This window comes from Streptomyces sp. NBC_00887 (genome assembly GCF_045207585.1).
In genome coordinates this window covers 1,782,841-1,805,705 of sequence record NZ_CP108788.1, presented here as the reverse complement: position 1 = coordinate 1,805,705, position 22,865 = coordinate 1,782,841, and the positions used below count along the sequence as shown (strand labels likewise).

General features: G+C 70.4%; 23 protein-coding genes. 12 read left to right on the top strand and 11 right to left on the bottom strand.

Annotated elements, in window-relative coordinates; translation table 11 throughout:
* Position 1: 1 nt before the first annotated feature.
* The 4 genes from OG844_RS08245 to OG844_RS08230 all read right to left on the bottom strand — a co-directional run bounded on the left by OG844_RS08245 (position 2) and on the right by OG844_RS08230 (position 4,091).
* Positions 2–1,795 (bottom strand): glycoside hydrolase family 15 protein, encoded by a 1,794-nt coding sequence (locus OG844_RS08245; RefSeq protein WP_406389182.1) that lies wholly within the window; start codon positions 1,793–1,795, stop codon positions 2–4.
* A 133-nt stretch (positions 1,796–1,928) separates the two neighbouring features.
* Complete coding sequence (locus OG844_RS08240; protein ID WP_406389181.1) at positions 1,929–2,723, bottom strand: SURF1 family protein; 795 nt, start codon at positions 2,721–2,723, stop codon at positions 1,929–1,931.
* A gap of 68 nt (positions 2,724–2,791) precedes the next feature.
* Complete coding sequence (locus tag OG844_RS08235) at positions 2,792–3,025, bottom strand: hypothetical protein (protein ID WP_073747930.1); 234 nt, start codon at positions 3,023–3,025, stop codon at positions 2,792–2,794.
* 64 nt (positions 3,026–3,089) lie between these two features.
* Positions 3,090–4,091: a DEDDh family exonuclease gene (locus tag OG844_RS08230; RefSeq protein ID WP_406389179.1), complete on the bottom strand. Its 1,002-nt coding sequence runs from the start codon at positions 4,089–4,091 to the stop codon at positions 3,090–3,092.
* 142 nt (positions 4,092–4,233) lie between these two features.
* Between OG844_RS08230 and OG844_RS08225 the strand changes: the two genes are divergently transcribed.
* The 4 genes from OG844_RS08225 (at position 4,234) to OG844_RS08210 (ending at position 7,696) form a co-directional block, all read left to right on the top strand.
* Positions 4,234–4,953 carry a VIT family protein gene (locus OG844_RS08225; RefSeq protein WP_406389177.1) on the top strand — a complete coding sequence of 240 codons (720 nt, stop codon included), beginning with the start codon at positions 4,234–4,236 and terminating at the stop codon, positions 4,951–4,953.
* 110 nt (positions 4,954–5,063) lie between these two features.
* Positions 5,064–5,954 carry a sterol desaturase family protein gene (locus tag OG844_RS08220; RefSeq protein WP_406389176.1) on the top strand — a complete coding sequence of 297 codons (891 nt, stop codon included), beginning with the start codon at positions 5,064–5,066 and terminating at the stop codon, positions 5,952–5,954.
* Entirely contained in the window at positions 5,951–6,631 is a 681-nt protein-coding gene (locus tag OG844_RS08215) for a lysoplasmalogenase (protein ID WP_406389174.1), read from the top strand. The genes OG844_RS08220 and OG844_RS08215 overlap by 4 nt, the downstream gene beginning before the upstream one ends.
* 21 nt (positions 6,632–6,652) lie before the next feature.
* Positions 6,653–7,696 (top strand): zinc-dependent alcohol dehydrogenase family protein, encoded by a 1,044-nt coding sequence (locus tag OG844_RS08210; RefSeq protein ID WP_406389172.1) that lies wholly within the window; start codon positions 6,653–6,655, stop codon positions 7,694–7,696.
* A 70-nt stretch (positions 7,697–7,766) separates the two neighbouring features.
* On the opposite strand, the gene OG844_RS08205 is transcribed toward OG844_RS08210, so the two are convergent.
* Positions 7,767–9,296: a S8 family peptidase gene (locus OG844_RS08205; protein WP_406389171.1), complete on the bottom strand. Its 1,530-nt coding sequence runs from the start codon at positions 9,294–9,296 to the stop codon at positions 7,767–7,769.
* Positions 9,297–9,598: 302 nt separating this feature from the next.
* Between OG844_RS08205 and OG844_RS08200 the strand changes: the two genes are divergently transcribed.
* The 3 genes from OG844_RS08200 to moaA all read left to right on the top strand — a co-directional run bounded on the left by OG844_RS08200 (position 9,599) and on the right by moaA (position 12,760).
* Positions 9,599–9,964, top strand: a complete 366-nt coding sequence (locus OG844_RS08200; RefSeq protein WP_406389170.1) for a DUF485 domain-containing protein — start codon at positions 9,599–9,601, stop codon at positions 9,962–9,964.
* Positions 9,961–11,613, top strand: a complete 1,653-nt coding sequence (locus tag OG844_RS08195; RefSeq protein ID WP_406389169.1) for a cation acetate symporter — start codon at positions 9,961–9,963, stop codon at positions 11,611–11,613. Before OG844_RS08200 ends, OG844_RS08195 begins: the two co-directional genes overlap by 4 nt.
* A 157-nt stretch (positions 11,614–11,770) precedes the next feature.
* Positions 11,771–12,760, top strand: coding sequence for a GTP 3',8-cyclase MoaA (gene moaA, locus OG844_RS08190; protein ID WP_406389168.1), 990 nt, complete (start codon positions 11,771–11,773; stop codon positions 12,758–12,760).
* Here the strand turns inward: moaA and OG844_RS08185 are convergent.
* Positions 12,743–12,991 carry a hypothetical protein gene (locus OG844_RS08185; RefSeq protein WP_406389167.1) on the bottom strand — a complete coding sequence of 83 codons (249 nt, stop codon included), beginning with the start codon at positions 12,989–12,991 and terminating at the stop codon, positions 12,743–12,745. The two genes, moaA and OG844_RS08185, sit on opposite strands and share 18 nt — an antisense overlap.
* Positions 12,992–13,198: 207 nt before the next feature.
* On the bottom strand, positions 13,199–13,576 hold the full coding sequence (locus OG844_RS08180; RefSeq protein ID WP_406389165.1) for a DUF3099 domain-containing protein: 378 nt from the start codon (positions 13,574–13,576) through the stop codon (positions 13,199–13,201).
* 209 nt (positions 13,577–13,785) lie between these two features.
* Here OG844_RS08180 and OG844_RS08175 point away from each other — a divergent pair, with 209 nt between their 5' ends.
* Positions 13,786–14,067, top strand: coding sequence for a GlsB/YeaQ/YmgE family stress response membrane protein (locus OG844_RS08175; protein WP_356419508.1), 282 nt, complete (start codon positions 13,786–13,788; stop codon positions 14,065–14,067).
* Between the two features lie 82 nt (positions 14,068–14,149).
* Here the strand turns inward: OG844_RS08175 and tyrS are convergent, their stop codons facing one another.
* The 3 genes from tyrS to OG844_RS08160 all read right to left on the bottom strand — a co-directional run bounded on the left by tyrS (position 14,150) and on the right by OG844_RS08160 (position 18,396).
* The gene (gene tyrS / locus OG844_RS08170; protein ID WP_406389163.1) at positions 14,150–15,418 is read right to left on the bottom strand and encodes a tyrosine--tRNA ligase; all 1,269 of its coding nucleotides are present in this window, start codon (positions 15,416–15,418) and stop codon (positions 14,150–14,152) included.
* A 63-nt stretch (positions 15,419–15,481) separates the two neighbouring features.
* Positions 15,482–16,876, bottom strand: a complete 1,395-nt coding sequence (locus OG844_RS08165) for a metallopeptidase TldD-related protein (RefSeq protein WP_406389162.1) — start codon at positions 16,874–16,876, stop codon at positions 15,482–15,484.
* Positions 16,873–18,396, bottom strand: a complete 1,524-nt coding sequence (locus tag OG844_RS08160; protein ID WP_406389160.1) for a TldD/PmbA family protein — start codon at positions 18,394–18,396, stop codon at positions 16,873–16,875. Before OG844_RS08160 ends, OG844_RS08165 begins: the two co-directional genes overlap by 4 nt.
* A 220-nt stretch (positions 18,397–18,616) precedes the next feature.
* On the opposite strand from OG844_RS08160, the gene fabG reads away from it, so the two are divergent.
* From fabG to OG844_RS08145, 3 genes are all read left to right on the top strand, one after another.
* Positions 18,617–19,336 carry a 3-oxoacyl-[acyl-carrier-protein] reductase gene (fabG, locus tag OG844_RS08155; protein ID WP_329212497.1) on the top strand — a complete coding sequence of 240 codons (720 nt, stop codon included), beginning with the start codon at positions 18,617–18,619 and terminating at the stop codon, positions 19,334–19,336.
* Between the two features lie 5 nt (positions 19,337–19,341).
* Positions 19,342–20,109, top strand: a complete 768-nt coding sequence (gene fabI / locus OG844_RS08150; RefSeq protein WP_406389159.1) for an enoyl-ACP reductase FabI — start codon at positions 19,342–19,344, stop codon at positions 20,107–20,109.
* Between the two features lie 148 nt (positions 20,110–20,257).
* Entirely contained in the window at positions 20,258–20,623 is a 366-nt protein-coding gene (locus OG844_RS08145) for a hypothetical protein (protein ID WP_406396048.1), read from the top strand.
* A 116-nt stretch (positions 20,624–20,739) separates the two neighbouring features.
* Here the strand turns inward: OG844_RS08145 and OG844_RS08140 are convergent, their stop codons facing one another.
* Entirely contained in the window at positions 20,740–21,414 is a 675-nt protein-coding gene (locus OG844_RS08140; protein WP_406389158.1) for a FadR/GntR family transcriptional regulator, read from the bottom strand.
* Positions 21,415–21,542: 128 nt separating this feature from the next.
* On the opposite strand from OG844_RS08140, the gene OG844_RS08135 reads away from it, so the two are divergent.
* Positions 21,543–22,856, top strand: a complete 1,314-nt coding sequence (locus OG844_RS08135) for a CynX/NimT family MFS transporter (protein WP_406389156.1) — start codon at positions 21,543–21,545, stop codon at positions 22,854–22,856.
* Positions 22,857–22,865 lie beyond the last annotated feature (9 nt).

The window sequence follows — 22,865 nt, the reverse complement described above, 5'->3', positions numbered from 1 at the left end:
CTCATCCTGCCGTGTCCTGCCGGGCGAGGTCGACCGCGCTGTTCACCAGCCCGATGTGGCTGAACGCCTGCGGGTAGTTGCCGAGCTGGCGCCCGGCCACCGTGTCGTACTCCTCGGCCAGCAGCCCCACGTCGTTGCGCAGCTCCAGCAGCCGTCCGAACAGTTCCTCGGCGTCGTCCGTCCTGCCGATCCGCAGCAACGCGTCCACCAGCCAGAACGAGCAGGCGATGAACGCCCCTTCGTCGCCGGGCAGACCGTCCACGGAAACGCCCTCGGTGCTGTAGCGGCGGATCATGCCGTCCCGGGCGAGCCCGGCCCGTACGGCATCGACCGTGCCGATGACCCGGGGGTCGTCGGGCGGCAGGAAACCGGTCCGCACGATGAGCAGCGTGGAGGCATCGAGCTCCTGCGAGCCGTAGTACTGCGTGAACGTATTGCGTACGGCGTCGTAGCCCTTCTCGCAGACCTCCGCGTGCACGGCGTCCCGCATCGCCCGCCAGCGGTCCGCGTCGCCCGGCAGCCCGGGGTCCTCCTCCAGCGTGCGCACCGCTCGGTCGGCGGCCACCCAGGCCATCACCTTGGAGTGCACGAAGTGGCGGCGCTGCCCGCGGACCTCCCACAGGCCCTCGTCCGGTTCGCGCCAGGTGGATTCCAGGAAGCCGAGCAGACTGAGCTGCAGGTTCCAGGCATGCGGCTTGTTGCCGAGTCCGGCCTCGCGGGCCACCCTGAGCGAGTCGATGACCTCGCCGTACACGTCGAGCTGCCGCTGCCGGACCGCCGCGTTGCCCGTCCGGACCGGCCGGGAGTGCTCGTAGCCGCTCAGCCACGGCAGCTCGGTCTCGGGGAGTCTGCGCTCGCCCGCGAGGCCGTACATGATCTGCAGGTCCGCCGGGTCGCCGGCCACGGCCCGCAGCAGCCAGTCCCGCCAGGCGGCGGCCTCCTCCAGGTAGCCGGCCGCGACCATGGCGGCCAGTGTGAGGGTGGAGTCCCGCAGCCAGCAGTAGCGGTAGTCCCAGTTCCGTACGCCGCCGATCTCCTCCGGCAGCGAGGTCGTGAGGGCCGCGACGATTCCGCCGGTGGGCGCGTAGGTGAGCGCCTTCAGAGTGATCAGGGAGCGGAGCACGGCTTCCCGGTGCCTGCCCTGATAGGTACATCGCGCCGACCACTTCGCCCAGTCGGTGAGGGTGTGCTTCAGCGCCTTGTACGGATCGATCAGCTTCGGACGCGGGGCGTGCGAGGGATGCCAGGTGAGGACGAACGCCACCTTCTCCCCCTCGGCGACGGTGAACGAGGAGCAGGTGCTGAACTGCTGGCCCCAGGTCTTGACCGGCGGCTCGCTGCGCAGCCAGACGGAGTCGGGCCCCGCGACGGCCACCCGGTGGCCGTGCGAGCGGCGCATCCACGGCACCACGGAACCGAAGTCGAAGCGCAGCCGCAGGACGGAGCTCATGTCGACGCTGCCGCTGACCCCCTCGACGATGCGCATGATGTCGGGCGCCTTGTCGCGCTGCGGCATGAAGTCGATGACCTTGACCGTGCCGGTCCTGGTCTCCCAGAACGTCTCCAGCACCAGGGAGTCGCCCACGTACGCGCGCCGGGTGCAGGTGTCGGCGCTGTCGGTGCCCCGGGGGGCGATGCGCCAGTGGCCGTTGTCCTCGTCGCCGAGAAGGGCGGCGAAGCAGGCACCCGAGTCGAAGCGGGGCAGGCACAGCCAGTCGACAGAACCGTTCCTGCCGACCAGGGCGGCGGTCTGGAGATCGCCGATGAGTGCGTAGTCCTCGATACGTGGGGTCACGCTCTGGCGTCTTCCCGAACCTGGGCCCCGTTAAGCAGCCCTGCCGGGCCCAACACACCGGCGCGAGGCGGTGCACGGACACGTTCGCGGGCTGCGCGGCGACGTTCGCGGGCTACACGGCGACGGGCGCGGGCTACACGGAGACGGGTGCGGGCTCCCCGGCCGTCTCGCTCTCCCGTGAGGCCTGTTCACGGTCGTGCTTCTCGCGCCGTACGAGGATCACCCAGCCGACGGGCACGCCGGCGGCGAAGAGCCACCACTGGACGGCATAGGCCATGTGCGAGCCGATGGAGCCGTCGTCGGGGGCGGGGATCATCTCGGGGGTGCCGTCGGCCGTTTCAGGGGCGGTCAGTTCGAGATATCCGCCCAGGACGGGCCTGCCGAGCAGCTGCGACTGCTGGGCGCTGTTGATGAGCATCACCTGGCGGTCGGGAAGGCCTGCCAGGTCCTTGATCCCACTGGCGCCCGTCGTCTCGTCGGCCTTCAGTCGGCCGGTGACGGTGACCTCGCCCCGGGGCGGGGCCGGGACCTCCGGGAATGCCTGCTGGCTGTCGGCTGAGGGAACCCACCCGCGGTTGACCAGCACGGTGCCGCCGCCCTTGAGGTCCAGCGGGGTCAGGACGTGGACACCGATGCGCTCGTCCTTCGAGGTGCGGCGCCGTACGACCACCTCGTGCGCGGTGTCGAACGTGCCGGTGGCCGTCACCGCGCGCCAGTAGTCGGAACGGGGAACGGTGTGTCCCGGGGAGGTGAGGCGGGAGACCGGGACCGGCTTCGCCTCGAGGTTCTGCGAGATCAGCGCATTCTGCGCGACGCGGTGCTGATGCCGGTGCAGCTGCCAGAAACCGAGCTCGACCATCGTGGGAATCAGGACGAGGACGAGGAGGGTGAGAATCACCCACTGCCGGGTCAACAGGAAGCGGTACACCCCATGACCGTACAACCGGGGTCATGGGGTGCAGCACGCAGGGGTCCCCGGGGGGCCGGGGCGGACTGTCACACTTTGTCCACGATGCCCGCCCTTCCCTCGGCCCGGGCGCAGTGTCCGCCGCAGTACCAGTGGCCGTCGACCTCGACGCCCTGGCCGATCACCTGGACCCGGCAGTGCTCACAGATGGGCGCCATGCGGTGGATGGCGCAGGAGAAGCAGTCGAAGACATGCACCGCGCCCTGCGCGTGCACCTCGAAGGACATCCCGTAGTCGTTTCCGCAAACCTCGCAACGTGCCATGCGCCACAGGGTCGGACGAGAGGGCGGTGGCGGGCGAGCGGGCGGCGGGCGAGTCGCGCCCGGTTCACTCCGATGACGGCGGCGGCACGATCCGCGAGCGCGCCGGTGCCACGTCCCGCAGGAGATGGGTGAAGGCGCTCTCCTCGAGGATCGGCGTGCCGAACGACTTCGCCTTCACCGTCTTCGACGTCGCCGCGTCCGGATCGTTGCTGACGAGCAGACTCGTGAGCCGGGAGACGCTGGTCGCCACGTGCAGGCCCGCCTCCACGGCGCGGTCCTCCAGCAGCTCGCGGTCGATCGAGGTGTCTCCGGAGAACGCCACCCGCATCCCCTGCATGAGGGGTTTGTCCGACTCGTACCGGCCCGGATTCGGGTACGGGCACGCGGGGCGCTTGCGTGAGGGCCGCCAGCTGCCCTGGCCGTGCGACGCCTGGTAGCCGATGCGCGGGGTGACGGGGGAGTCGGACCACTCGGTCAGCGGCCGGCACTCCAGCAGGGGCAGCCGCATCCCGTCCCGGGCCGCCGCGTGCAGACTCGGCCGGAAGGCCTCGGCCAGCACCCGGGCATCGTCCAGCGCATGGTGCGCCCGCTGCTGCACCACGCCGAAGTGCGCGGCGAGCGACTCCAGCTTGTGGTTGGGGAGGGGAAGCCGGAGCTCCTTGGAGAGCGCGATGGTGCACAGCCGCTGCTCGACGGGCGCGACGACCGCCGCGCGCGCGTACTCGCGGGCGAGCATCGACCAGTCGAACGCCGCGTTGTGCGCGACGAGTACCCGGCCGGCGAGCCGCTCGGACAACTGCGCGGCCACCTCCGGGAAGAGCGGTGCGCCCTCCAGGACGGCACTGGTCAGGCCATGGATCCAGACGGGCCCCGGATCCCTCTGGGGGTTCACCAGCGTGTACCAGTGGTCCTCGACGTTACCCAGGGCGTCCAGGCGGTAGACGGCCGCGGACACTATCCGGTCGTCGCGGGCGAGTCCCGTGGTCTCCACGTCGACGACCGCGTACCCCTGGGGGTAGGCGGTCGGCCACGGCGTTGCGGTCTGGCGGTCGTCGAGCATGGTCACAGAGAATACGGGCCGCGACCGACAGTGCCCTATTCGGGCGCCTGTGGACCGCGAACCCGGAGCGGGTGCCGAGCAGTTGGCCGAGTCGGCGGACGGGCGGGTCGGGGTGCGGCGGGCGACCGTGCGGTGAGACCCTCCCGAGGTGACGGACACACAGACGCAGACACACGACGAACCCCATCAAAACGGACTGGGTGCCCGGCTCAACTGGCTCCGGGCCGCGGTCCTCGGCGCCAACGACGGCGTGGTCTCCACCGCGGGCCTCGTCGTCGGCGTCGCCGGGGCGACGGACAACAGGGCCGCCCTGCTGACGGCGGGTCTGGCCGGGCTGCTCGCCGGGTCCATGTCGATGGCGGCCGGGGAGTACGTATCGGTGTCCACCCAGCGCGACTCCGAGAGGGCGGCGCTGGCCACGGAGAAGCGCGAGCTGGAGGAGGCCCCGGAGGCAGAACTCGTCGAACTGACCGGCCTGTTGGAGGAGAAAGGGCTGAGCGCGAAGGTGGCCCGCGAGGCGGCTGTCCAGCTCACGGAGCGCGATGCGCTGCGCGCCCACGCGGAGGTCGAGCTGGGCATCGACCCGGACGAGCTGACGAACCCGTGGCACGCGGCGGGCGCGAGTTTCCTGGCGTTCACGGTGGGTGCGCTGCTGCCCCTGCTGGCGATCGTGCTGCCGCCTCCCTCGGTGCGGCTCGCGGTCACGGTGGTGTCGGTACTCGCGGCCCTGGCGCTCACCGGCTGGTGGAGCGCGCGGCTCGGTGACGCGGCGGTGGGGCGTGCGGTGCTGCGGAACATGGGCGGGGGAGCGGTGGCGATGGCGGTGACCTACGGCGCGGGGGCGTTGCTGGGGGCCGCGGGGGTCTGAGGCGGGGCTGCCCTTGGTGGAACCTGCCAACGGCTGCTGACGTCCGGTCTCCCATACTTGTGGGTAACAACGTCTAGCCCCCGGCCGTCCGGCAGCTCTACGGTGCTCGCATGGAGCCGAACCTGCCCGATGTCGTGCTGTGGTCGATCCCGGCCTTCGTCCTGCTCACCGTCCTCGAAATGGTGGTCCACCGCGTTCACCCGGACGAGGACGCCGCCGGGTACGACGCCAAGGACGCCGCCACCAGCGTCACCATGGGCCTCGGCAGCCTGGCCTTCGACCTGCTGTGGAAGATCCCCATCGTCGCGATCTACGCCGCGGTGTACGAACTGACCCCGCTGCGCATTCCCGTCCTGTGGTGGACGATCCTGCTGATGCTGCTCGCGCAGGACTTCTTCTACTACTGGTCCCACCGCGGCCATCACGTCATACGGATCCTCTGGGCCTGCCACGTGGTCCACCACTCCAGCCGGAAGTTCAACCTCACCACCGCGCTGCGCCAGCCCTGGACCTCGCTGACCGTCTGGCCGTTCTACGTCCCGCTCATCGCCTGCGGCGTCCACCCGGCGGCACTCGCCTTCTGCTCCTCGGCGAATCTCGTCTACCAGTTCTGGGTGCACACCGAACGGATCGACAGGCTGCCCCGCCCATGCGAGTACGTACTCAACACGCCCTCGCACCACCGGGTGCACCACGCCTCCCAGGGCGGCTACCTCGACCGGAACTTCGGCGGGATCCTGATCATCTGGGACCGGCTCTTCGGCTCCTTCACCGCGGAGACCGAACGGCCCGTCTTCGGCCTCACCAAGAACATCGCCACCAACAACCCGCTCCGCGTCGCGACCCATGAGTACGCCGCCATAGCCCGTGACGTACGGGCGGCGGACACCTGGAGCGAGCGGGCGGGCCGGGTCTTCCGTGGGCCGGGCTGGCAGCCCGCGGGCCGGGCCACCGCAGCCGCCCCCGTACAGCCGCTCACCTCCGTGGAGCGCACCGGATGAGCCCCCGCACCGGCGCTCCCCGGCTCGTCCGCCCGCTGCTCGCGGCCTTCCTCGCCGCCGCCGCCCTCCACCTGGCCGGGCTCCTCGCCGGCATCGACACCGCCCACCTGGTCACCAAGCCGCTGCTGATGCCCCTGCTCGCCGCCTATGCCGCCGCCCGGGGAGGTCCCCGGCTGCTCATCGCCGCGCTGCTCCTCGGCTGGGGCGGGGACGTGCTCCTGATGCCCGACGCGGAGGCGGCCTTCCTCGCCGGAATGGGCTCCTTCGCCGCAGGCCACCTCTGCTACCTGTGGCTCTTCGGGCGTGCCCGGGCCTCCAGGCCGGCCGGCCTCGCGTACGCCGCCGTCCTCGTGACCTTCCTCGTCCTGCTCTGGCCCGGCCTGCCCGCGGACCTGCGGATCCCGTTGACCGGCTACAGCCTGCTCCTCACCACCATGGCCTGGCGGGCCGGCATCCTCGGCCGGTACGCGGCACTCGGCGGCGCGCTCTTCCTGCTCTCCGACGCGCTCATCGCGACCGGCATCGCCGACTGGCCGCAGCTGCCCGTCCACGACTTCTGGATCATGCTGACCTATCTGGCCGCGCAGTACCTGCTCACCACGGGAGCGCTCGCCGGCCGAGGTGATTCCACCGGCCAGGCCCGCGGGGCGTACCGTGAGGGGAGTACCAGCATCTGAGACCAGCGAGGACCCCCACGCATGCGCGCCACCGTGATCCATGCCCCCCACGACATCCGCGTCGAGGAGGTGCCCGACCCGACGGTCCAGCAGCCGACCGACGTGGTCCTGCGGGTCCTGCGTGCCTGTATCTGCGGCAGCGACCTGTGGGCCTACCGCGGCGAATCGGCCCGGCAGCCCGGCCAGCGCATCGGCCACGAGTTCCTCGGCATCGTCGAGGAAGCGGGCTCCGCGGTCAACGGCTTCGCCGTCGGCGACCTCGTCGTCGCCCCGTTCGTCTGGTCCGACGGCACGTGCGCCTACTGCGCGGAGGGTCTCACCACGTCCTGCGCCCAAGGCGGATTCTGGGGATCGGTCGGATCCGACGGCGGCCAGGGCGAGGCCGTGCGGGTCCCGTTCGCCGACGGAACCCTCGTCAAGCTCCCGGCGGCAGCCGCCTCCGACGACCGGCTGCTCACCGCGCTCCTGGCACTCTCCGACGTCCTCGGCACCGGGCACCACGCCGCGATCGGCGCGGAGGTGAAGCCCGGCAGCACCGTCGCGGTCGTCGGTGACGGTGCGGTCGGTCTGTGCGGTGTCATGGCCGCCAAGCGGCTCGGGGCCGAGCGGATCATCGCGCTGGGCCGCCACGAGGCCCGTACCGACATCGCCCGGGCCTTCGGTGCCACGGACGTCGTCGCCGAGCGCGGCGAGGCCGCCGTCGCCGCCGTGCGTGAACTGACCGGCGGCGAGGGCACCCACGGGGTGATCGAGGCGGTCGGCACCGAGCAGTCGATGCGCACGGCCATCGGCATCGTCCGCGACGGCGGCTCCATCGGGTACGTCGGCGTCCCGCACGGCAGCGGTACCGGACTCGACCTCGGTGTCATGTTCGACCGGAACATCGCGCTGCGCGGCGGCGTGGCCCCCGTGCGCACGTACATCCCGGAACTGCTCCCCGACGTGCTGGACGGCACGATCGACCCCTCTCCCGTCTTCGACCTGAGCGTCGGACTGGACGGGGTTCCCGGCGGCTACAAGGCGATGGACGAGCGCACCGCCCTCAAGGTGCTCATCAAGCCGTAGCCGCTTCCCGAAGCGGCAGGAGGGGCCGGGGACAGCGTCCCCGGCCCCTCCTCACGCCCTGCCGCAGGTGTTACCTGCGGACCGCGTCGAGCGCGTCCACGACACCGGCTCCGTAGAAGCCGTTGTAGTTGGTGCCGCCCTCGCAGACCGCGTCGATCGTTCCGTCACGGTTGATGTCGTACGGGGCGCCACAGGCCGTGGCGTCCGCCTGGTGCGTCAGCAGTGCCTTCACCGTGCGCGCCGAGGCGTACGGGTGGGTCGACTTGATCAGGGCCGCGACTCCCGCGACGTGCGGGGACGCCATGGACGTACCGGCCTTGTAGCCGAACCCGCCGCCGGGCAGCGTGGACAGGATCAGGCCGCTGGTGGCAGGGGCGTCGGGCGTCTGGTAGACCGTCGAGTCGCCGCCCGGGGCAGCCACGTCGATGACGCCGAGACCGTAGTTGGAGTAAGAGGACTTGAGGCCCTTGGCGCCGGTTGCCGAGACCGTCACGACGCCCGGGAGCTGCGTCGGGATGTCGGGGCAGAGGCTCGGGTCGATGGTCCGGGTGACCGGTTCGGTGTCGTTCGGGCTGCTCGCGTCCTCGATCGCGTCGGACGCCAGGTCGAACCGGGAGTTGCCCGCGGCCGCGACGTTGACGGTTCCCTTGCTCTCCGCGTAGCGGGTCGCCCGGGTGATCGCGTCGACCAGGGCGCCCTGGTCGGGATCGTTCGTGCAGTTGAACATCCACGGGTCTGTGTAATAGCTGTTGTTCGTCACGTCGACACCGTGGTCGGCGGCCCACACGAAGCCGCAGACGACGGCCTCGGTGTAGAAGAATCCGTCCGGCGTGGACACCTTGATGCCGGAGACCTTGACGCCGGGTGCGACGCCGGTGACGCCGACGCCGTTCTTCGCCGCGGCTATGGTGCCCGCGACGTGCGTACCGTGGTCGCTCTCCCCGGCGGCGGGGCGCCAGGCGCCGTCCGTGGTGTCCGGGGCGCCGGACACACAGTTCACCGATGCCTTGCGGTCGAAGTTGGGCGCCAGGTCCGGGTGCGTGTCGTCCACACCCGTGTCGATGACGGCGACCGTGACCTTGCTGCTGCCGAGCGACTTCTCGTGCGCCTTGTCCGCCTTGATGGCGGGCAGGTCCCACTGCAGGGGCTCCAGCGGGTCCTGACCGGCCTTCGCGTCCGCCGCGGCGGCCTCGGCCTGTCCGGCCGTGAGTGGCTGCTCGACCCCGATGTCCTTGGTGGCCTGCGGGACGATCGGGCTGGTGCGCGTGGACCCCGCCGACTGAACGCCCTTGGCCCTGCGGATCGTCGGGCCGAAGTCCGGGTTCTGCGAGTGGACGACGATGACGCCGATCCTGTCGTACGACGTCACGACGGTGCCGCCGGCCTTGGCTATCGCCTTCTTCACCTGCTTGACGGTGCCGTGACCGGCCCGCGTGTTCACGACGTACGACAGCTTCGGGCCGTCGGTCGAGACAGCCGCGGTCGGCTCCTGGGCCGGAGCGGCCGTCGCGGTTCCCGGGAGGAAACCGAGCGAGGCCGTGAGGGCCAGTCCGACGGGCAGCGTGAGTGCGCGTGTCCGTCTGGATGCCAGATGAGCCATGGGTTCTCCACATCATCCGTGCCTGCGGCCGGACACACGGCGTGTCCGGCTGGGTACATATCGAGTGAAGCTATCGCCGATCATGCCGCCGCATCAATGAATAAGGGCAAGTGAGTTCGAGGTGTGATCTCGGGGAGGCCCACCCGTGGAGGCGGGTCCGAGAACGGCGAATCTGCGGTGAACCGCTTCGCCGCGCTCTCCGTGCCGTTGTCAGGGAGTCGCACGCCAACCCCCCACCACACAGAGGACTCCCTGTGAAGACCACTACCGAGACCACCGCACCCGCGTCGCGAGGAGAATCCGTGGCTACCGATGCACCGCCGCCCCCGGGCACGACGGACACCAGTCCCGCCCAGCCCACGACCGAGGCATTCCTCGAGGTGCAGAAGAGCGCGGAGTTCGCCGAACTGCGCCGCTCACAGCGCTCCTTCGCCTTTCCGCTGACCGTCGGCTTCATCGCCTGGTATCTGCTGTACGTGCTGCTGTCCAGCTACGCCGGCGACTTCATGGGCACCGTCGTCGTCGCCAACTTCAACGTGGCCTTCGTCTTCGGCCTCGCCCAGTTCGCCACCACGTTCCTCATCGCCTGGCTCTACTCGCGCCACGCCTCGGCGAAGCTCGACCCCAAGGCGGAGGCCATCAAGTCCCGTATGGAGGCCGACGCATGAGCGCCGTATACCACTCGCAGTCCGCGATCCAGCTCGCCGCCTCGTCCACGAGCGAGCACCGGCCGCTGATCATCAGCCTCTTCGCGGTCTTCGTCGCCGCGACCCTGGCCATCACCGTCTGGGCGGGCCGGCAGACCAAGAGCGCCTCCGACTTCTACGCGGGCGGACGCCAGTTCACCGCCTTCCAGAACGGCCTCGCCGTCTCCGGCGACTACATGTCCGCGGCGTCCTTCCTCGGCATCGCCGGTGCCATCGCGCTCTTCGGGTACGACGGCTTCCTCTACTCCATCGGCTTCCTCGTCGCCTGGCTCGTGGCACTGCTGCTCGTCGCGGAACCGCTGCGCAACTCCGGCCGCTACACCATGGGCGACGTCCTCGCGTACCGGATGCGGCAGCGGCCGGTCCGCACCGCCGCGGGCGCCTCCACCATCGTCGTGTCGATCTTCTACCTGCTGGCGCAGATGGCGGGCGCGGGCGTCCTCGTCTCGCTGCTGCTCGGTATCACCAGCGACGCGGGCAAGATCGTCATCGTGGCGCTGGTCGGCGTGCTCATGATCCTCTACGTCACCATCGGCGGCATGAAGGGCACCACCTGGGTGCAGATGGTCAAGGCGGTGCTGCTCATCGCGGGCGCCCTGCTGATGACGTTCATGGTGCTGTGGAAGTTCAACTTCAACATCTCCGACCTGCTGGGCACCGCGGCCGAGAAGAGTCTCGCCGGACAGCAGGGCGACGCGAAGGCGTTCCTCGAGCCCGGCCTCAAGTACGGTGCGGACGCGATCACCAAGCTGGACTTCATCTCCCTCGGTATCGCACTCGTCCTGGGCACCGCAGGCCTGCCGCACATCCTGATCCGCTTCTACACGGTGCCGACCTCCAAGGCCGCCCGGAAGTCCGTCAACTGGGCCATCGGCATCATCGGCTCCTTCTACCTGATGACGATCGCCCTCGGCTTCGGCGCCGCGGCACTGATCGGACCGGAGGAGATCAAGGCGAAGAACCCGGCGGGCAACGCGGCGGCACCCCAGCTCGCCGAGTACCTCGGAGGCGTCGGCACCACGGGCGGCGCGATCATGCTCGCCGTGATCTCGGCCGTCGCCTTCGCCACGATCCTCGCCGTCGTCGCGGGCCTCACCCTCGCGTCCTCGTCCTCCTTCGCCCACGACATCTACGCCAACGTCATCCGCAAGGGGAAGGCCACGGAGAAGGAGGAGATGCGCGCCGCGAAGTGGGCCACCGTCGCCATCGGCGTCGTCTCCATCGCACTCGGCGCGATGGCCCGCGACCTGAACGTGGCGGGGCTCGTCGCCCTGGCCTTCGCCGTCGCCGCGTCGGCCAACCTGCCGACCATCCTCTACAGCCTCTTCTGGAAGCGGTTCACCACCCAGGGCGCGCTGTGGTCCATCTACGGCGGACTCTTCTCGTCCGTCTTCCTGGTGCTGTTCTCCACGGTCGTCTCCGGGAAGGCCACCTCGATGTTCCCGGAGGTCGACTTCGCCTGGTTCCCCCTGGAGAACCCGGGCCTCGTCTCCATCCCGCTGGGCTTCCTGCTCGGCTGGATCGGCTCGCTCCTCTCCAAGGAGGAACCGGACGCGGGCAAGTACGCCGAACTCGAGGTCAAGTCCCTCACCGGCGTCGGCGCCCACTGACGCACGCCGCACCCCGGCGGGGCCCCGTCGTAGAGACCTACGACGGGGCCCCGCCGCAGCTCGTGTCAATCGGGCACCCGCGATGTCACCGGTCTCGCGTAGTCTCGGAGCAGTCAGACCGCGCAACCGCGGACATCACCGGGGGAGGGGGCCCACAGTGCTCATCGACACCTACGGCAGAGTCGCCACGGACCTGCGTGTATCGCTGACCGACAAGTGCAACCTGCGCTGCACCTACTGCATGCCCGAGGAAGGCCTGCAGTGGCTGGCCAAGCAGGAACTGCTGAGCGACGACGAGATCGTCAGGCTCATCCGCATCGCCGTCACCGACCTCGGCATCCGAGAGGTCCGCTTCACCGGCGGCGAGCCGCTGCTGCGCCCCGGGCTCGTCTCCATCGTCGAACAGTGCGCCGCCCTGGAACCCCGCCCCAGGATGTCGCTCACGACCAACGGCATCGGACTCAAGCGCACCGCCGCGGCCCTGAAGGCCGCGGGCCTGGACCGGGTCAACGTCTCCCTGGACACCCTGCGCCCCGACGTCTTCAAGACCCTCACCCGCCGTGACCGGCACCGGGACGTGCTGGACGGACTCGAGGCCGCCCGCGACGCCGGACTCACCCCGGTCAAGGTCAACGCGGTCCTGATGCCCGGACTCAACGACGACGAGGCCCCCGAGCTCCTCGCCTGGGCCGTCGAGCACGGCTACGAGCTCCGCTTCATCGAGCAGATGCCCCTCGATGCCCAGCACGGCTGGAAGCGCGACGGAATGATCACGGCCGGTGACATCCTCGAGTCACTGCGCACCCGCTTCACCCTCACCGCCGAGGGCGAGGACGCGCGCGGATCCGCCCCCGCCGAGCGCTGGACCGTGGACGGCGGCCCGCACCGCGTCGGTGTCATCGCCTCCGTGACCAGGCCGTTCTGCCGGGCCTGCGACCGCACCAGGCTCACCGCCGACGGCCAGGTCCGCACGTGCCTGTTCGCCCGCGAGGAGACGGACCTGCGCGGCGCCCTGCGCTCGGACGCCCCGGACGAGGAGATCGCGAGGATCTGGAAGCTTGCGATGTGGGGCAAGAAGGCGGGCTCCGGACTCGACGACCCGACCTTCCTGCAGCCCGACCGGCCGATGTCAGCGATCGGTGGCTGAGGACTCCCACTCCGCGAGGGGCACGACATCCTTCAGGAATCCTCGTACCCCGAGGAAGGAGGAGAGGTGCTCCCGGTGCTCGTCACAGGCCAGCCAGGTCTTGCGCCGCTCCGGGGTGTGCAACTTCGGGTTGTTCCAGGCGAGCACCCACACGGCATCGGTGCGGCAGCCCTTGGCGGAACAGACAGGCGCACCGGTGGCGCTCTCGGCGGAAGTCTCGGGGAGGTTCACGACCTCAACCCTAGGGCCTCTCGTCGACGCATCCCCGCCGGAGAAAAGGCGACGCCGAGCAGCCACGGGGGGAGCTGCCCGGCGTCGGTCCGTCGCTCCGACGGGGGATGCGGAGCGCGTACGAAGTATGTCACGGGGACCGGGGTGCGGTGCACAGGAACTTCATGATTGATCTGAGCTTTTCCTGAGCTTTCCCGACCTGCCGGCTCACTCGTTCTCGCGCACGTTTCCGGTGCTGCCCGTCTGCCCGGCCTCCGGGGCCGGCTCCGGAGTACCCGCCGCAGGGGCGGTGCCGAGAGCGGGCCGCATGGGTGCGGGCACGAACGTCGAGGGGAGTGAAGGGGCGTTCTCGCGACCGGCGTTGGCGATGACCACCGCGACATAGGGGAGCAGGACGCCCAGCACGAGGGCCACCACGGCCACATGCCTCTCGACGTTCCACAGCGTCGCCGCGAGCACCACCGAGACGGTCCGCACGGACATCGAGATGATGTAGCGCCGTTGCCTGCCACGCACGTCGTCGGCGAGTCCCTGGCGGGCTCCGGTGATCCGGAAGACCTCTGTGCCGCTCTGCTTCCGCGCCATGTTCCACCACCAGATCTCTGTGCCGGGCAACCCCGGACCGGGCCGCTCCTACGGTACGCCCGGCATCCGCCGGGTTCGAGACCGGGGCATGTCCCGTCCGTCCCGATCCGTACCGCCTCACCACGTACGGACCTGTCCGGCATGCGGTGTAGGTCCCATGCGCCGAGACTGGGCGGACGTGCGCACACCGCGCCGCACGAGGAGGCGATATGGGCTGGTTGTGGGCAATCATCGTGGGATTGGTCCTGGGGCTGCTCGCCCGGGCCATCCTGCCGGGCAAGCAGGACATCCCCCTCTGGCTGACGGTTGTGTTCGGTATCCTCGGCAGCATCCTGGGCAACGCCGTGGCGACCTGGATCGGTGTCAACGAGACCAAGGGTATCGACTGGATGCGCCACCTGCTGCAGCTGATCGGCGCAGTGGCCGTTGTCGGAGTCGGCGACATGCTCTGGCAGTCGATCAGGAGCAGTCGCGGCAAACAGCGGACCTGACCACACCCACAGCACGGCGGCCGGCCACGCGTCACGCGTGGCCGGCCGCCGTGCTGTGCCCCCGTGAGTGCCGTCGGCCGGATCAGCCGGCCGTGACTTCGACGGCCGCCAGGTTCTTCTTGCCCCGGCGCAGCACCAGCCAGCGCCCGTGCAGCAGCTCCTCGCGGGCCGGGGCGGCCTCGCCGTCCGTGACCTTCACATTGTTCACGTAGGCCCCGCCCTCCTTGACCGTGCGGCGGGCGGCCGACTTGCTCGGCGCCAGACCGACCTCGACCAGGAGATCCACCACCGGACCGAGCTCGGCGACCTCGGCGTGCGGCACCTCGGACAGTGCGGCACCCAGCGTCGCCCCGTCCAGCTCGCCGAGATCTCCCTGGCCGAACAGCGCCTTCGAAGCCGCGATGACCGCCGCGCACTGCGCGCCGCCGTGCACCAGCGTCGTCAGCTCCTCGGCCAGCGCACGCTGGGCCGAACGGGCCTGCGGGCGCTCCTCGGTGAGCTGCTCCAGCTCCTCGAGCTCCTCACGGCTCTTGAAGCTGAGGATGCGCATGTACGTGGAGATGTCCCGGTCGTCCACATTCAGCCAGAACTGGTAGAAGGCGTACGGCGTCGTCATCTCCGGGTCGAGCCAGACGGCCCCGCTCTCGGACTTGCCGAACTTGGTGCCGTCCGCCTTCACCATCAGCGGGGTCGCCAGCGCGTGCACGGTGGCAGCCGGATCCACGCGGTGGATCAGGTCGATCCCCGCCGTGAGGTTGCCCCACTGGTCGCTGCCGCCCTGCTGGAGGGTGCAGCCGTAGCGCCGGTACAGCTCCAGGAAGTCCATGCCCTGCAGCAGCTGGTAACTGAACTCCGTGTAGCTGATGCCCTCCTGGGACTCCAGCCGGCGGGCGACCGAGTCCTTGGTGAGCATCTTGTTGACCCGGAAGTGCTTGCCGATGTCCCGCAGGAACTCGATCGCGGACAGGCCCGCGGTCCAGTCCAGGTTGTTCACCATCGTCGCGGCGTTCGGACCCTCGAAGGCGAGGAAGGGCTCGATCTGCCCGCGCAGCCGCTGGACCCACGCGGCAATGGTCTCCGGGTCGTTCAGCGTGCGCTCCGCGGTCGGCCGCGGGTCACCGATCTGACCGGTGGCCCCGCCGACCAGGGCGAGCGGCTTCAGCCCGGCCTGCTGGAGCCGGCGCATGGTGAGCACCTGCACCAGGTGACCGACGTGCAGACTCGCCGCGGTCGGGTCGAACCCGCAATAGAACGTGACCGGGCCGTCCGCGAGAGCCTTGCGCAGTGCGTCCTCGTCAGTGGACTGGGCGAACAGCCCACGCCACTTCAGCTCGTCGACGATGTCCGTCACGGTCTTTTCGCTCCTCGTGGGGTCGAGATGGGTCGATGGAATACGCGGTTCAGTCTAGGACGGTCAGACGCCCCGGCTGACCGAGCTCATGTGGAAATCGGGGATCCGCAGCGCGGGCATGGCGGCCCGGGTGAAGTAGTCGCCCCACTCGCGCGGCAGCGTCTTCTCCGTGCGGCCCGCCTCCGACGCCCGGGACAGCAGATCGACCGGCGACTCGTTGAACCGGAAGTTGTTCACCTCGCCGAGGACCTCCCCGTCCTCCACCAGATAGACCCCGTCCCGGGTCAGGCCGGTCAGCAGCAGCGTCGCCGGATCCACCTCCCGGATGTACCACATGCAGGTCAGCAGCAGGGCCCGGCCTTTCGTGGCGGCCACCATCTCCTCCAGTGAGCGCTTGCCGCCGCCGTCCATCACCAGGTTGTCCACGGCCGGGGCCAGCGGCAGGTCCGTGAGCCCCGCCGAGTGCCGTGTCGTGGTCAGCCGCTCCAGCTTGCCCTCCCTGACCCAGTCCGTGGGCGCCAGCGGCAGGCCGTTGTCGAAGACGGAGGCGTCGTCGCCGGACGCGTGGGCGATCACGAACGGTGCGGACTCCAGGCCCGGCTCGTGCGGGTCGCTGCGCAGGGTCAGCGGCAGGGCGGAGAGCTTCTCGCCGAGCCGCGTACCGCCTCCCGGCCTGGAGAAGACCGTCCGGCCCTCCGCGGCGTCCCGGGCGCTCGACGACCAGAACTGGTAGATGAGCAGGTCGGCCACCGCGGTCGGCGGCAGCAGCGTCTCGTACCGGCCGGCCGGCAGCTCGATCCGGCGCTCGGCCCAGCCCAGCCGCTGCGCGAGCTCCGCGTCCAGGACCGCCGGGTCGACGTCCGTGAAGTCCCGGGTCGCCCGTCCCGCCCAGGCGGACCGGGTCCGGTCGGGCGACTTGGCGTTCAGCTCCAGCGTCCCGTTCGGCTGGTCGTGGCGCAGCCGCAGCCCCGTCGACGTACCCAGGTAGGTCGAGGTCATCTCGTGGTTGGCGAAGCCGTACAGCTCACGGCCGCCGGAGCGGGCGCGGGCGAAGGCGTCACCGAGCGCCGGGGCGAAGGCGGCGAAGACATCGGAGCCCGTCTCCGCGGGGGCATCCGTGAAAGCGGCGGACACCGGCACCCCGGAGACGAGCGGCTGCGCGTCCTCTGCGGGCCCGGCCCCGCGCGCGGCGGCCTCGGCTGCCCGTACGAGCGGTTCCAGGTCGTCGGCGGTGACGGCGGAGCGCGACACCACGCCGGACGCCGTCCCCCGGGCGCCGTCCACGGTCGCGATCACGGTCAGGGTCCGGCCGCGCGTCACCCCGTTCGTGGTGAGCGCGTTGCCGGCCCAGCGCAGATTGGCGGAGGAGTTCTCGTCCGCGATGACCACACAGCCATCGGTGGTGGACAGCTCGAGAGCGCGCTCGACGATCTCGTACGGCTTGCTGACGCGGCTCATCGCCCGGCCTCCTGCGTCGTGTTGAGGATGTTCACGCCTCGGAAGAGGGCGGAGGGGCAGCCGTGCGAGACGGCCGCGACCTGGCCCGGCTGGGCCTTGCCGCAGTTGAACGCGCCGCCCAGGACGTAGGTCTGCGGCCCGCCGACCTTCTCCATCGAGCCCCAGAAGTCCGTGGTCGTCGCCTGGTAGGCCACGTCCCGCAGCTGACCGGCCAGCCTGCCGTTCTCGATGCGGAAGAACCGCTGCCCGGTGAACTGGAAGTTGTAGCGCTGCATGTCGATCGACCAGGACCGGTCGCCGACCACGTAGATCCCGCGCTCCACCCCGCCGATCAGGTCCTCCGTGGAGAGCCCGCCCGGATCCGGCCGCAGCGACACGTTCGCCATGCGCTGTACGGGGACGTGGCCCGGCGAGTCCGCGTAGGCGCACCCGTTGGACCGGCCGAGACCGGTCAGCTTCGCGATCCGCCGGTCCGTCTGGTAGCCCACGAGAGTCCCGTCCTTGACCAGGTCCCACGACTGCGCCTCGACGCCCTCGTCGTCGTACCCGATCGTGGCGAGCCCGTGCTCGGCGGTGCGGTCGCCCGTCACGTTCATCACGGGGGAGCCGTACGCCAGCTTCCCCAGCTGGTCGAACGTGGCGAACGACGTACCGGCGTACGCCGCCTCGTAGCCCAGCGCCCGGTCCAGCTCGGTGGCGTGGCCGATCGACTCGTGGATGGTCAGCCACAGGTTGGACGGGTCGACGACCAGGTCGTACGTCCCCGCCTCGACGCTCGGCGCCCGCATCTTCTCGGCCAGCAGCCCCGGGATCCGCTCCAGTTCGGCGTCCCAGTCCCAGCCGGTGCCGGTGAGGTACTCCCAACCCCGTCCCACTGGTGGTGCGATGGTCCGCATCGAGTCGAACTCGCCGGTCGTGGAGTCCACGGCCACCGCGGTCAGCTGGGGATGCACGCGCACGCGCTGCTGCGTGGTGACGGTCCCCGCCGTGTCCGCGTAGAACTTGTTCTCGTGGACGGTCATCAGCGAGGCGTCCACGTGCGCGACCCCGTCCGCCGCCAGCAGCCGCGAGCTCCACTCCGCGAGCAGCCCGGCCTTCTCCTCGTCCGGTACGGAGAAGGGGTCGATCTCGTACGCCGAGACCCAGCTCCGCTCACCGTGCACCGGCTCGTCCGCCAGCTCGACACGCTCGTCCGATCCCGCCGACGCGATCACCTTCGCCGACAGCTTCGCCATGGCGACGGCCTGCGAGGCCACCTTCGCCGCGGCGTCCATCGTCAGGTCCACCCCGGACGCGAACCCCCACGCACCGCCGTGCACCACCCGCACCGCGTAACCGAGGTCGGTGGTGTCCGAGGTCCCGGAGGGCCGTGCGTCCCGCAGCCGCCAGGTGGCGCCCCGTACCCGCTCGAACCGGAAGTCGGCGTGCACCGCGCCGAGCGCACGCGCGCGGGCGAGCGCCGCGTCGGCGAGGGCACGCAGTGGCAGGGCCAGAAACGACTGATCTACCTCGTGGGCCACGCGGGCCTCCCCTTCTCCACCTCTGGAAATGTCTCCGCAGTGAATCATGGGGGGTCCCGGGGCCCGGGTGCGCCGGATTTTACGTGTCCGGCCCCCGCAGGTCCGTTCTGTAGGGATCCAACAGTCGCGGCACTGCGGCGCTGTCAGAGGCCGATTCCCTGGATGAGGGGTGGTACCGATAGGTTTCGATGTACCAGACCGCCAAGGAAAGGGTGATCCGTTGAGCCGCTCGGTTCTCGTCACCGGAGGAAACCGGGGCATCGGCCTCGCCATCGCCCGCGCCTTCGCCGACAACGGCGACAAGGTCGCGATCACCTACCGCTCCGGCGAGCCGCCCCAGGCGCTCACCGACGCGGGCTGCCTGGCGGTCCGGTGCGACATCACCGACACCGAGCAGGTGGAACAGGCCTACAAGGAGATCGAGGAGAAGCACGGTCCCGTGGAGGTACTGGTCGCCAACGCCGGTATCACCAAGGACCAGTTGCTGATGCGGATGTCCGAGGACGACTTCACGTCGGTACTCGACACCAACCTCACCGGCACCTTCCGGGTCGTCAAGCGGGCCAACCGCGCGATGCTGCGCGCGAAGAAGGGCCGCGTCGTCCTCATCTCCTCCGTCGTCGGCCTCCTCGGCTCGGCGGGACAGGCCAACTACGCGGCGTCCAAGGCGGGCCTGGTCGGCTTCGCCCGGTCGCTGGCCCGTGAGCTCGGCTCGCGGAACATCACGTTCAACGTCGTCGCACCCGGGTTCGTCGACACCGACATGACGCAGGCGCTCACCGATGAGCAGCGCAAGGGCATCGTGTCCCAGGTGCCGCTCGGCCGCTACGCGCAGCCCGCTGAGATCGCCGCCGCGGTGCGCTTCCTCGCGTCCGACGACGCGTCGTACATCACTGGAGCCGTCATTCCCGTTGACGGCGGATTGGGCATGGGTCACTGATCACCATGAGCGGAATTCTCGACGGCAAGCGCATCCTCATCACGGGTGTGCTGATGGAGTCGTCCATCGCGTTCCACACCGCGAAGGTGGCACAGGAGCAGGGCGCCGAGGTCATCCTGACGGCGTTCCCCCGGCCGACACTGACCGAGCGCATCGCCAAGAAGCTGCCCAAGCCGGCCAAGGTCATCGAGCTGGACGTGACCAACGACGAGCACCTGGACCGGCTCGCGGGCCTGGTCAAGGAGGAGCTCGGTTCGCTGGACGGCGTCGTCCACTCCATCGGCTTCGCGCCGCAGGACGCGCTCGGCGGCAACTTCCTGAACACCCCGTTCGAGTCGGTCGCCACCGCGATGCACGTCTCGGCGTTCTCGCTGAAGTCCCTCGCCATGGCCTGCAAGCCCCTGATGAGCGACGGCGGCTCGATCGTCGGCCTCACCTTCGACGCGCAGTTCGCCTGGCCCCAGTACGACTGGATGGGCCCGGCCAAGGCCGCGCTGGAGGCCACCTCCCGCTACCTCGCCCGTGATCTGGGCACGGACAGCATCCGCTGCAACCTGATCTCCGCCGGACCGCTCGCTTCCATGGCGGCCAAGTCCATCCCGGGCTTCACCGAGCTCGCGGACGTCTGGAACCACCGCTCCCCGCTGGCGTGGGACATGGCCGACCCCGAGCCGGCCGGCCGCGGTGTCGTGGCGCTGCTCTCGGACTTCTTCCCGAAGACGACGGGCGAGATCATCCACGTCGACGGTGGCGTGCACATGATGGGCGCCTGAGTCCCGCAGACCGCTCACGGCCGCGTACCGCCCCTCGCGAGGGGCGGTACGCGGCCGTCGTGTGTCTCAGGTCGAAAAGATGGTCGATCCACCGCAGAATGTGGAGGAACCGGACTTTTGGTCAGGCTGTGGGGAGGAGATCGCTGTGCTGCGCTCCACACGTCGCCGAACCTGGGCCCTCTTGGCCGCAGCGGCTGCCGTCGCCGGTCTCCTCGCGCCGGTCGCCGTGAACGCGGCGAACCGGGCGGGGTCCGGGGCCGCCGCACCCCTCGCACCGGTCCTGGAACCTTCGGGCGCCGAATGCCGAACCTCGGTCGACGGCTCCCGGGTCGTCGCCTACTGCCACAACCCGGACTCCACCACCGACCACGTCCAGCTCCACACCGAGTGCAGCCGCTGGTGGGACGTCGACGCGGACGGAGAGGCTGTCGTGGTCCAGCCGGGACGGACCGTGCGCCTCGAGGACCGGTGCTGGAAAGAGGTCGGCTCGGCCTGGGTCAGTCATAGGTCCTGAGCGTCCCCAAGTCCCCAAGTCCCGGAGTCCCGGAGTCCCGGAGTCCCGGAGTCCCGGAGTCCCGGAGTCCCGGACCATTGGACCTGCGGAGCCCCGAGCCGCAGTACACCAGAGCCTCAGACCCGGTCCCTCAAACAGTTCAGCGCATGACTGGCGGCCTCGGCGGCGGCCGTCTCCGCGTCTCCCGCCCGGATCGCCTCGACCAGCCGTGCGTGGTCCATGTGCTCCTCGGGGCGCAGCTCCGAGCCCACGTCGTCGCGCAGATAGTCGCGGAGCAGGCCGTTCAGGTCGGCGTAGAGCTCGGTCAGTACGTCGTTGTGCGAGGCGGCGACCACGGCCAGGTGCAGCGTCGCGTCGGCGGCGACGAATGCCTCCGCGTCCCCGGCGGCCCAGGTCGCCTCGCGCCGCGCCATCAGCGCGTCCAACTGGCGCAGATCCCGCTCCGTGCGCCGGGCGGCGGCCAGCCGGGCCGCCGAGGACTCCAGCGTGGAGCGCAGCTCGGCGACGTGGCGCGGGTCTGCGTCGGCGAAGCGGCGGTGCATCACGCCGGCGAGCTCGCTGGTGGCGACGACGTACGTCCCCGACCCCTGCCGGATGTCCAGGAGGCCGTTGTGCGCCAGCGCGCGTACCGCCTCGCGCACGGTGTTGCGGGCGACCCCCAGCTGCTCGACCAGCTCGGGCTCGGTGGGAATCCGTGAGCCCACGGGCCACTCGCCCGAAGTGATCTGATTTCTCAGCTGGGCAATCACCTGATCGGCGAGAGCCGAACGCCGCGGAGACGTCAGCGCCATGGTGCTCCTTGCTCGGGGTTTTTGGAACGGGGGCTGGTTTTGCTGTGTGGAGCGGGTGCCGGGATTCTCTCAGGAGGGAGAGGCCCGGAGTGGACAACCAATCATCCCATGATTCTATGATGGGCCTCATGCCCGACGACGAAACCCGGACCCTGAGCCCCACCTCCCACCGGAGCGCAACCATCCCGAGCGCCCTCGCTTCCCGGGCGGCCATCCCCGTACCCGGCTCGGGCTCGGGCTCGGCACCGGGACCCGCCCCGTGGCTGCTGCGCCTGGTCGTCGTCGGCCTCGTCCTCGCCGCGCTCAATCTGCGGCCCGCCATCACCAGCCTCGGGCCTCTCCTGGAAGAAGTGCGGGACGGGCTGCACATGAGCGGCAGCGTCGCCGGAGTGCTCACCTCCGTACCGCCGCTCTGTTTCGCGCTCTTCGGCTTCATGGCGCCGCGGCTCGCCCGCCGGTTCGGGCCGGGCGCCGTCGTCTGCGCGGGCATGGTCGCCATCACGGCGGGCCTGCTGATCCGCCCCTTCGTCGGCAGCACCGCGGGGTTCCTCGCCGCCAGCGCCCTCGCACTGATGGGCATCGCCGTCAGCAACGTCCTGATGCCCGTCATCGTCAAGCGCTGGTTCCCGGACCGCGTCGGCAGCATGACCGGCCTCTACTCGATGGCCCTAGCCCTCGGCACCGCACTCGCGGCAGCCGTCACCGTGCCCTTGACCGACGCGCTGGGCGGCAGTTGGAAGACCGGGCTGGCCGTCTGGGCCGCCCTCGCCGCCGCGGCGATCCTGCCCTGGACGGCCCTCGCACGGGACCGCGGCAGCGCCCACGGGGAGCCGGCCGACAAGCACAGGCAGCAGGCCCCCGCCCTCAGGATCACCCGCAGCCGCACCTCCTGGGCGCTCGCCTGCTTCTTCGGCCTCCAGGCCACGGCCGCGTACATCACCATGGGCTGGATGCCGCAGATCTTCCGCGACGCGGGGATCCCGGCAGGCACCGCCGGTGTCCTGCTGGCCGTGACCATGGCCATGGGCGTACCCCTCGCCTTCGTGATCCCCCGGGCGGCCGCCCGTCTGAAGAACCAGGGACCGATCGTCCTCGTCCTGGGCGGCTGCGGCCTCGTCGGCTACGCGGGGCTCTACCTCGCCCCCGCAGGCGGCGCCTGGCTCTGGGCACTGCTGCTCGGCATCGCCAACTGCGCCTTCCCGCTCGCGCTCACCATGATCGGCATGCGCTCGCGCACCGGTGCGGGCGTGGTCAGGCTCTCCGCCTTCGCCCAGTCCACCGGCTACCTGCTCTCGATCCCGGGCCCGCTGCTCGTCGGCGTGCTCTACCAGCACAGCGGCGGCTGGGGCCTGCCGATCGCCCTGATGGCGGGGCTCATGGTGCCGCAGATGGTGGCGGGAGTGCTGGCAGGACGGGACCGGACGATCGAGGACGAATGCTGAGATGCGAGA

What these genes read in the sequence shown, in the direction of transcription:
- OG844_RS08235 (WP_073747930.1), bottom strand. Translation starts at nt 3,025, where the DNA reads ATGGCACGTTGCGAGGTTTGCGGAAACGACTACGGGATGTCCTTCGAG.
- OG844_RS08220 (WP_406389176.1), top strand. Translation starts at nt 5,064, where the DNA reads ATGGAGCCGAACCTGCCCGATGTCGTGCTGTGGTCGATCCCGGCCTTC.
- OG844_RS08215 (WP_406389174.1), top strand. Translation starts at nt 5,951, where the DNA reads ATGAGCCCCCGCACCGGCGCTCCCCGGCTCGTCCGCCCGCTGCTCGCG.
- OG844_RS08210 (WP_406389172.1), top strand. Translation starts at nt 6,653, where the DNA reads ATGCGCGCCACCGTGATCCATGCCCCCCACGACATCCGCGTCGAGGAG.
- OG844_RS08205 (WP_406389171.1), bottom strand. Translation starts at nt 9,296, where the DNA reads ATGGCTCATCTGGCATCCAGACGGACACGCGCACTCACGCTGCCCGTC.
- OG844_RS08195 (WP_406389169.1), top strand. Translation starts at nt 9,961, where the DNA reads ATGAGCGCCGTATACCACTCGCAGTCCGCGATCCAGCTCGCCGCCTCG.
- OG844_RS08180 (WP_406389165.1), bottom strand. Translation starts at nt 13,576, where the DNA reads ATGGCGCGGAAGCAGAGCGGCACAGAGGTCTTCCGGATCACCGGAGCC.
- OG844_RS08175 (WP_356419508.1), top strand. Translation starts at nt 13,786, where the DNA reads ATGGGCTGGTTGTGGGCAATCATCGTGGGATTGGTCCTGGGGCTGCTC.
- OG844_RS08165 (WP_406389162.1), bottom strand. Translation starts at nt 16,876, where the DNA reads ATGAGCCGCGTCAGCAAGCCGTACGAGATCGTCGAGCGCGCTCTCGAG.
- fabI (WP_406389159.1), top strand. Translation starts at nt 19,342, where the DNA reads ATGAGCGGAATTCTCGACGGCAAGCGCATCCTCATCACGGGTGTGCTG.
- OG844_RS08140 (WP_406389158.1), bottom strand. Translation starts at nt 21,414, where the DNA reads ATGGCGCTGACGTCTCCGCGGCGTTCGGCTCTCGCCGATCAGGTGATT.
- OG844_RS08135 (WP_406389156.1), top strand. Translation starts at nt 21,543, where the DNA reads ATGCCCGACGACGAAACCCGGACCCTGAGCCCCACCTCCCACCGGAGC.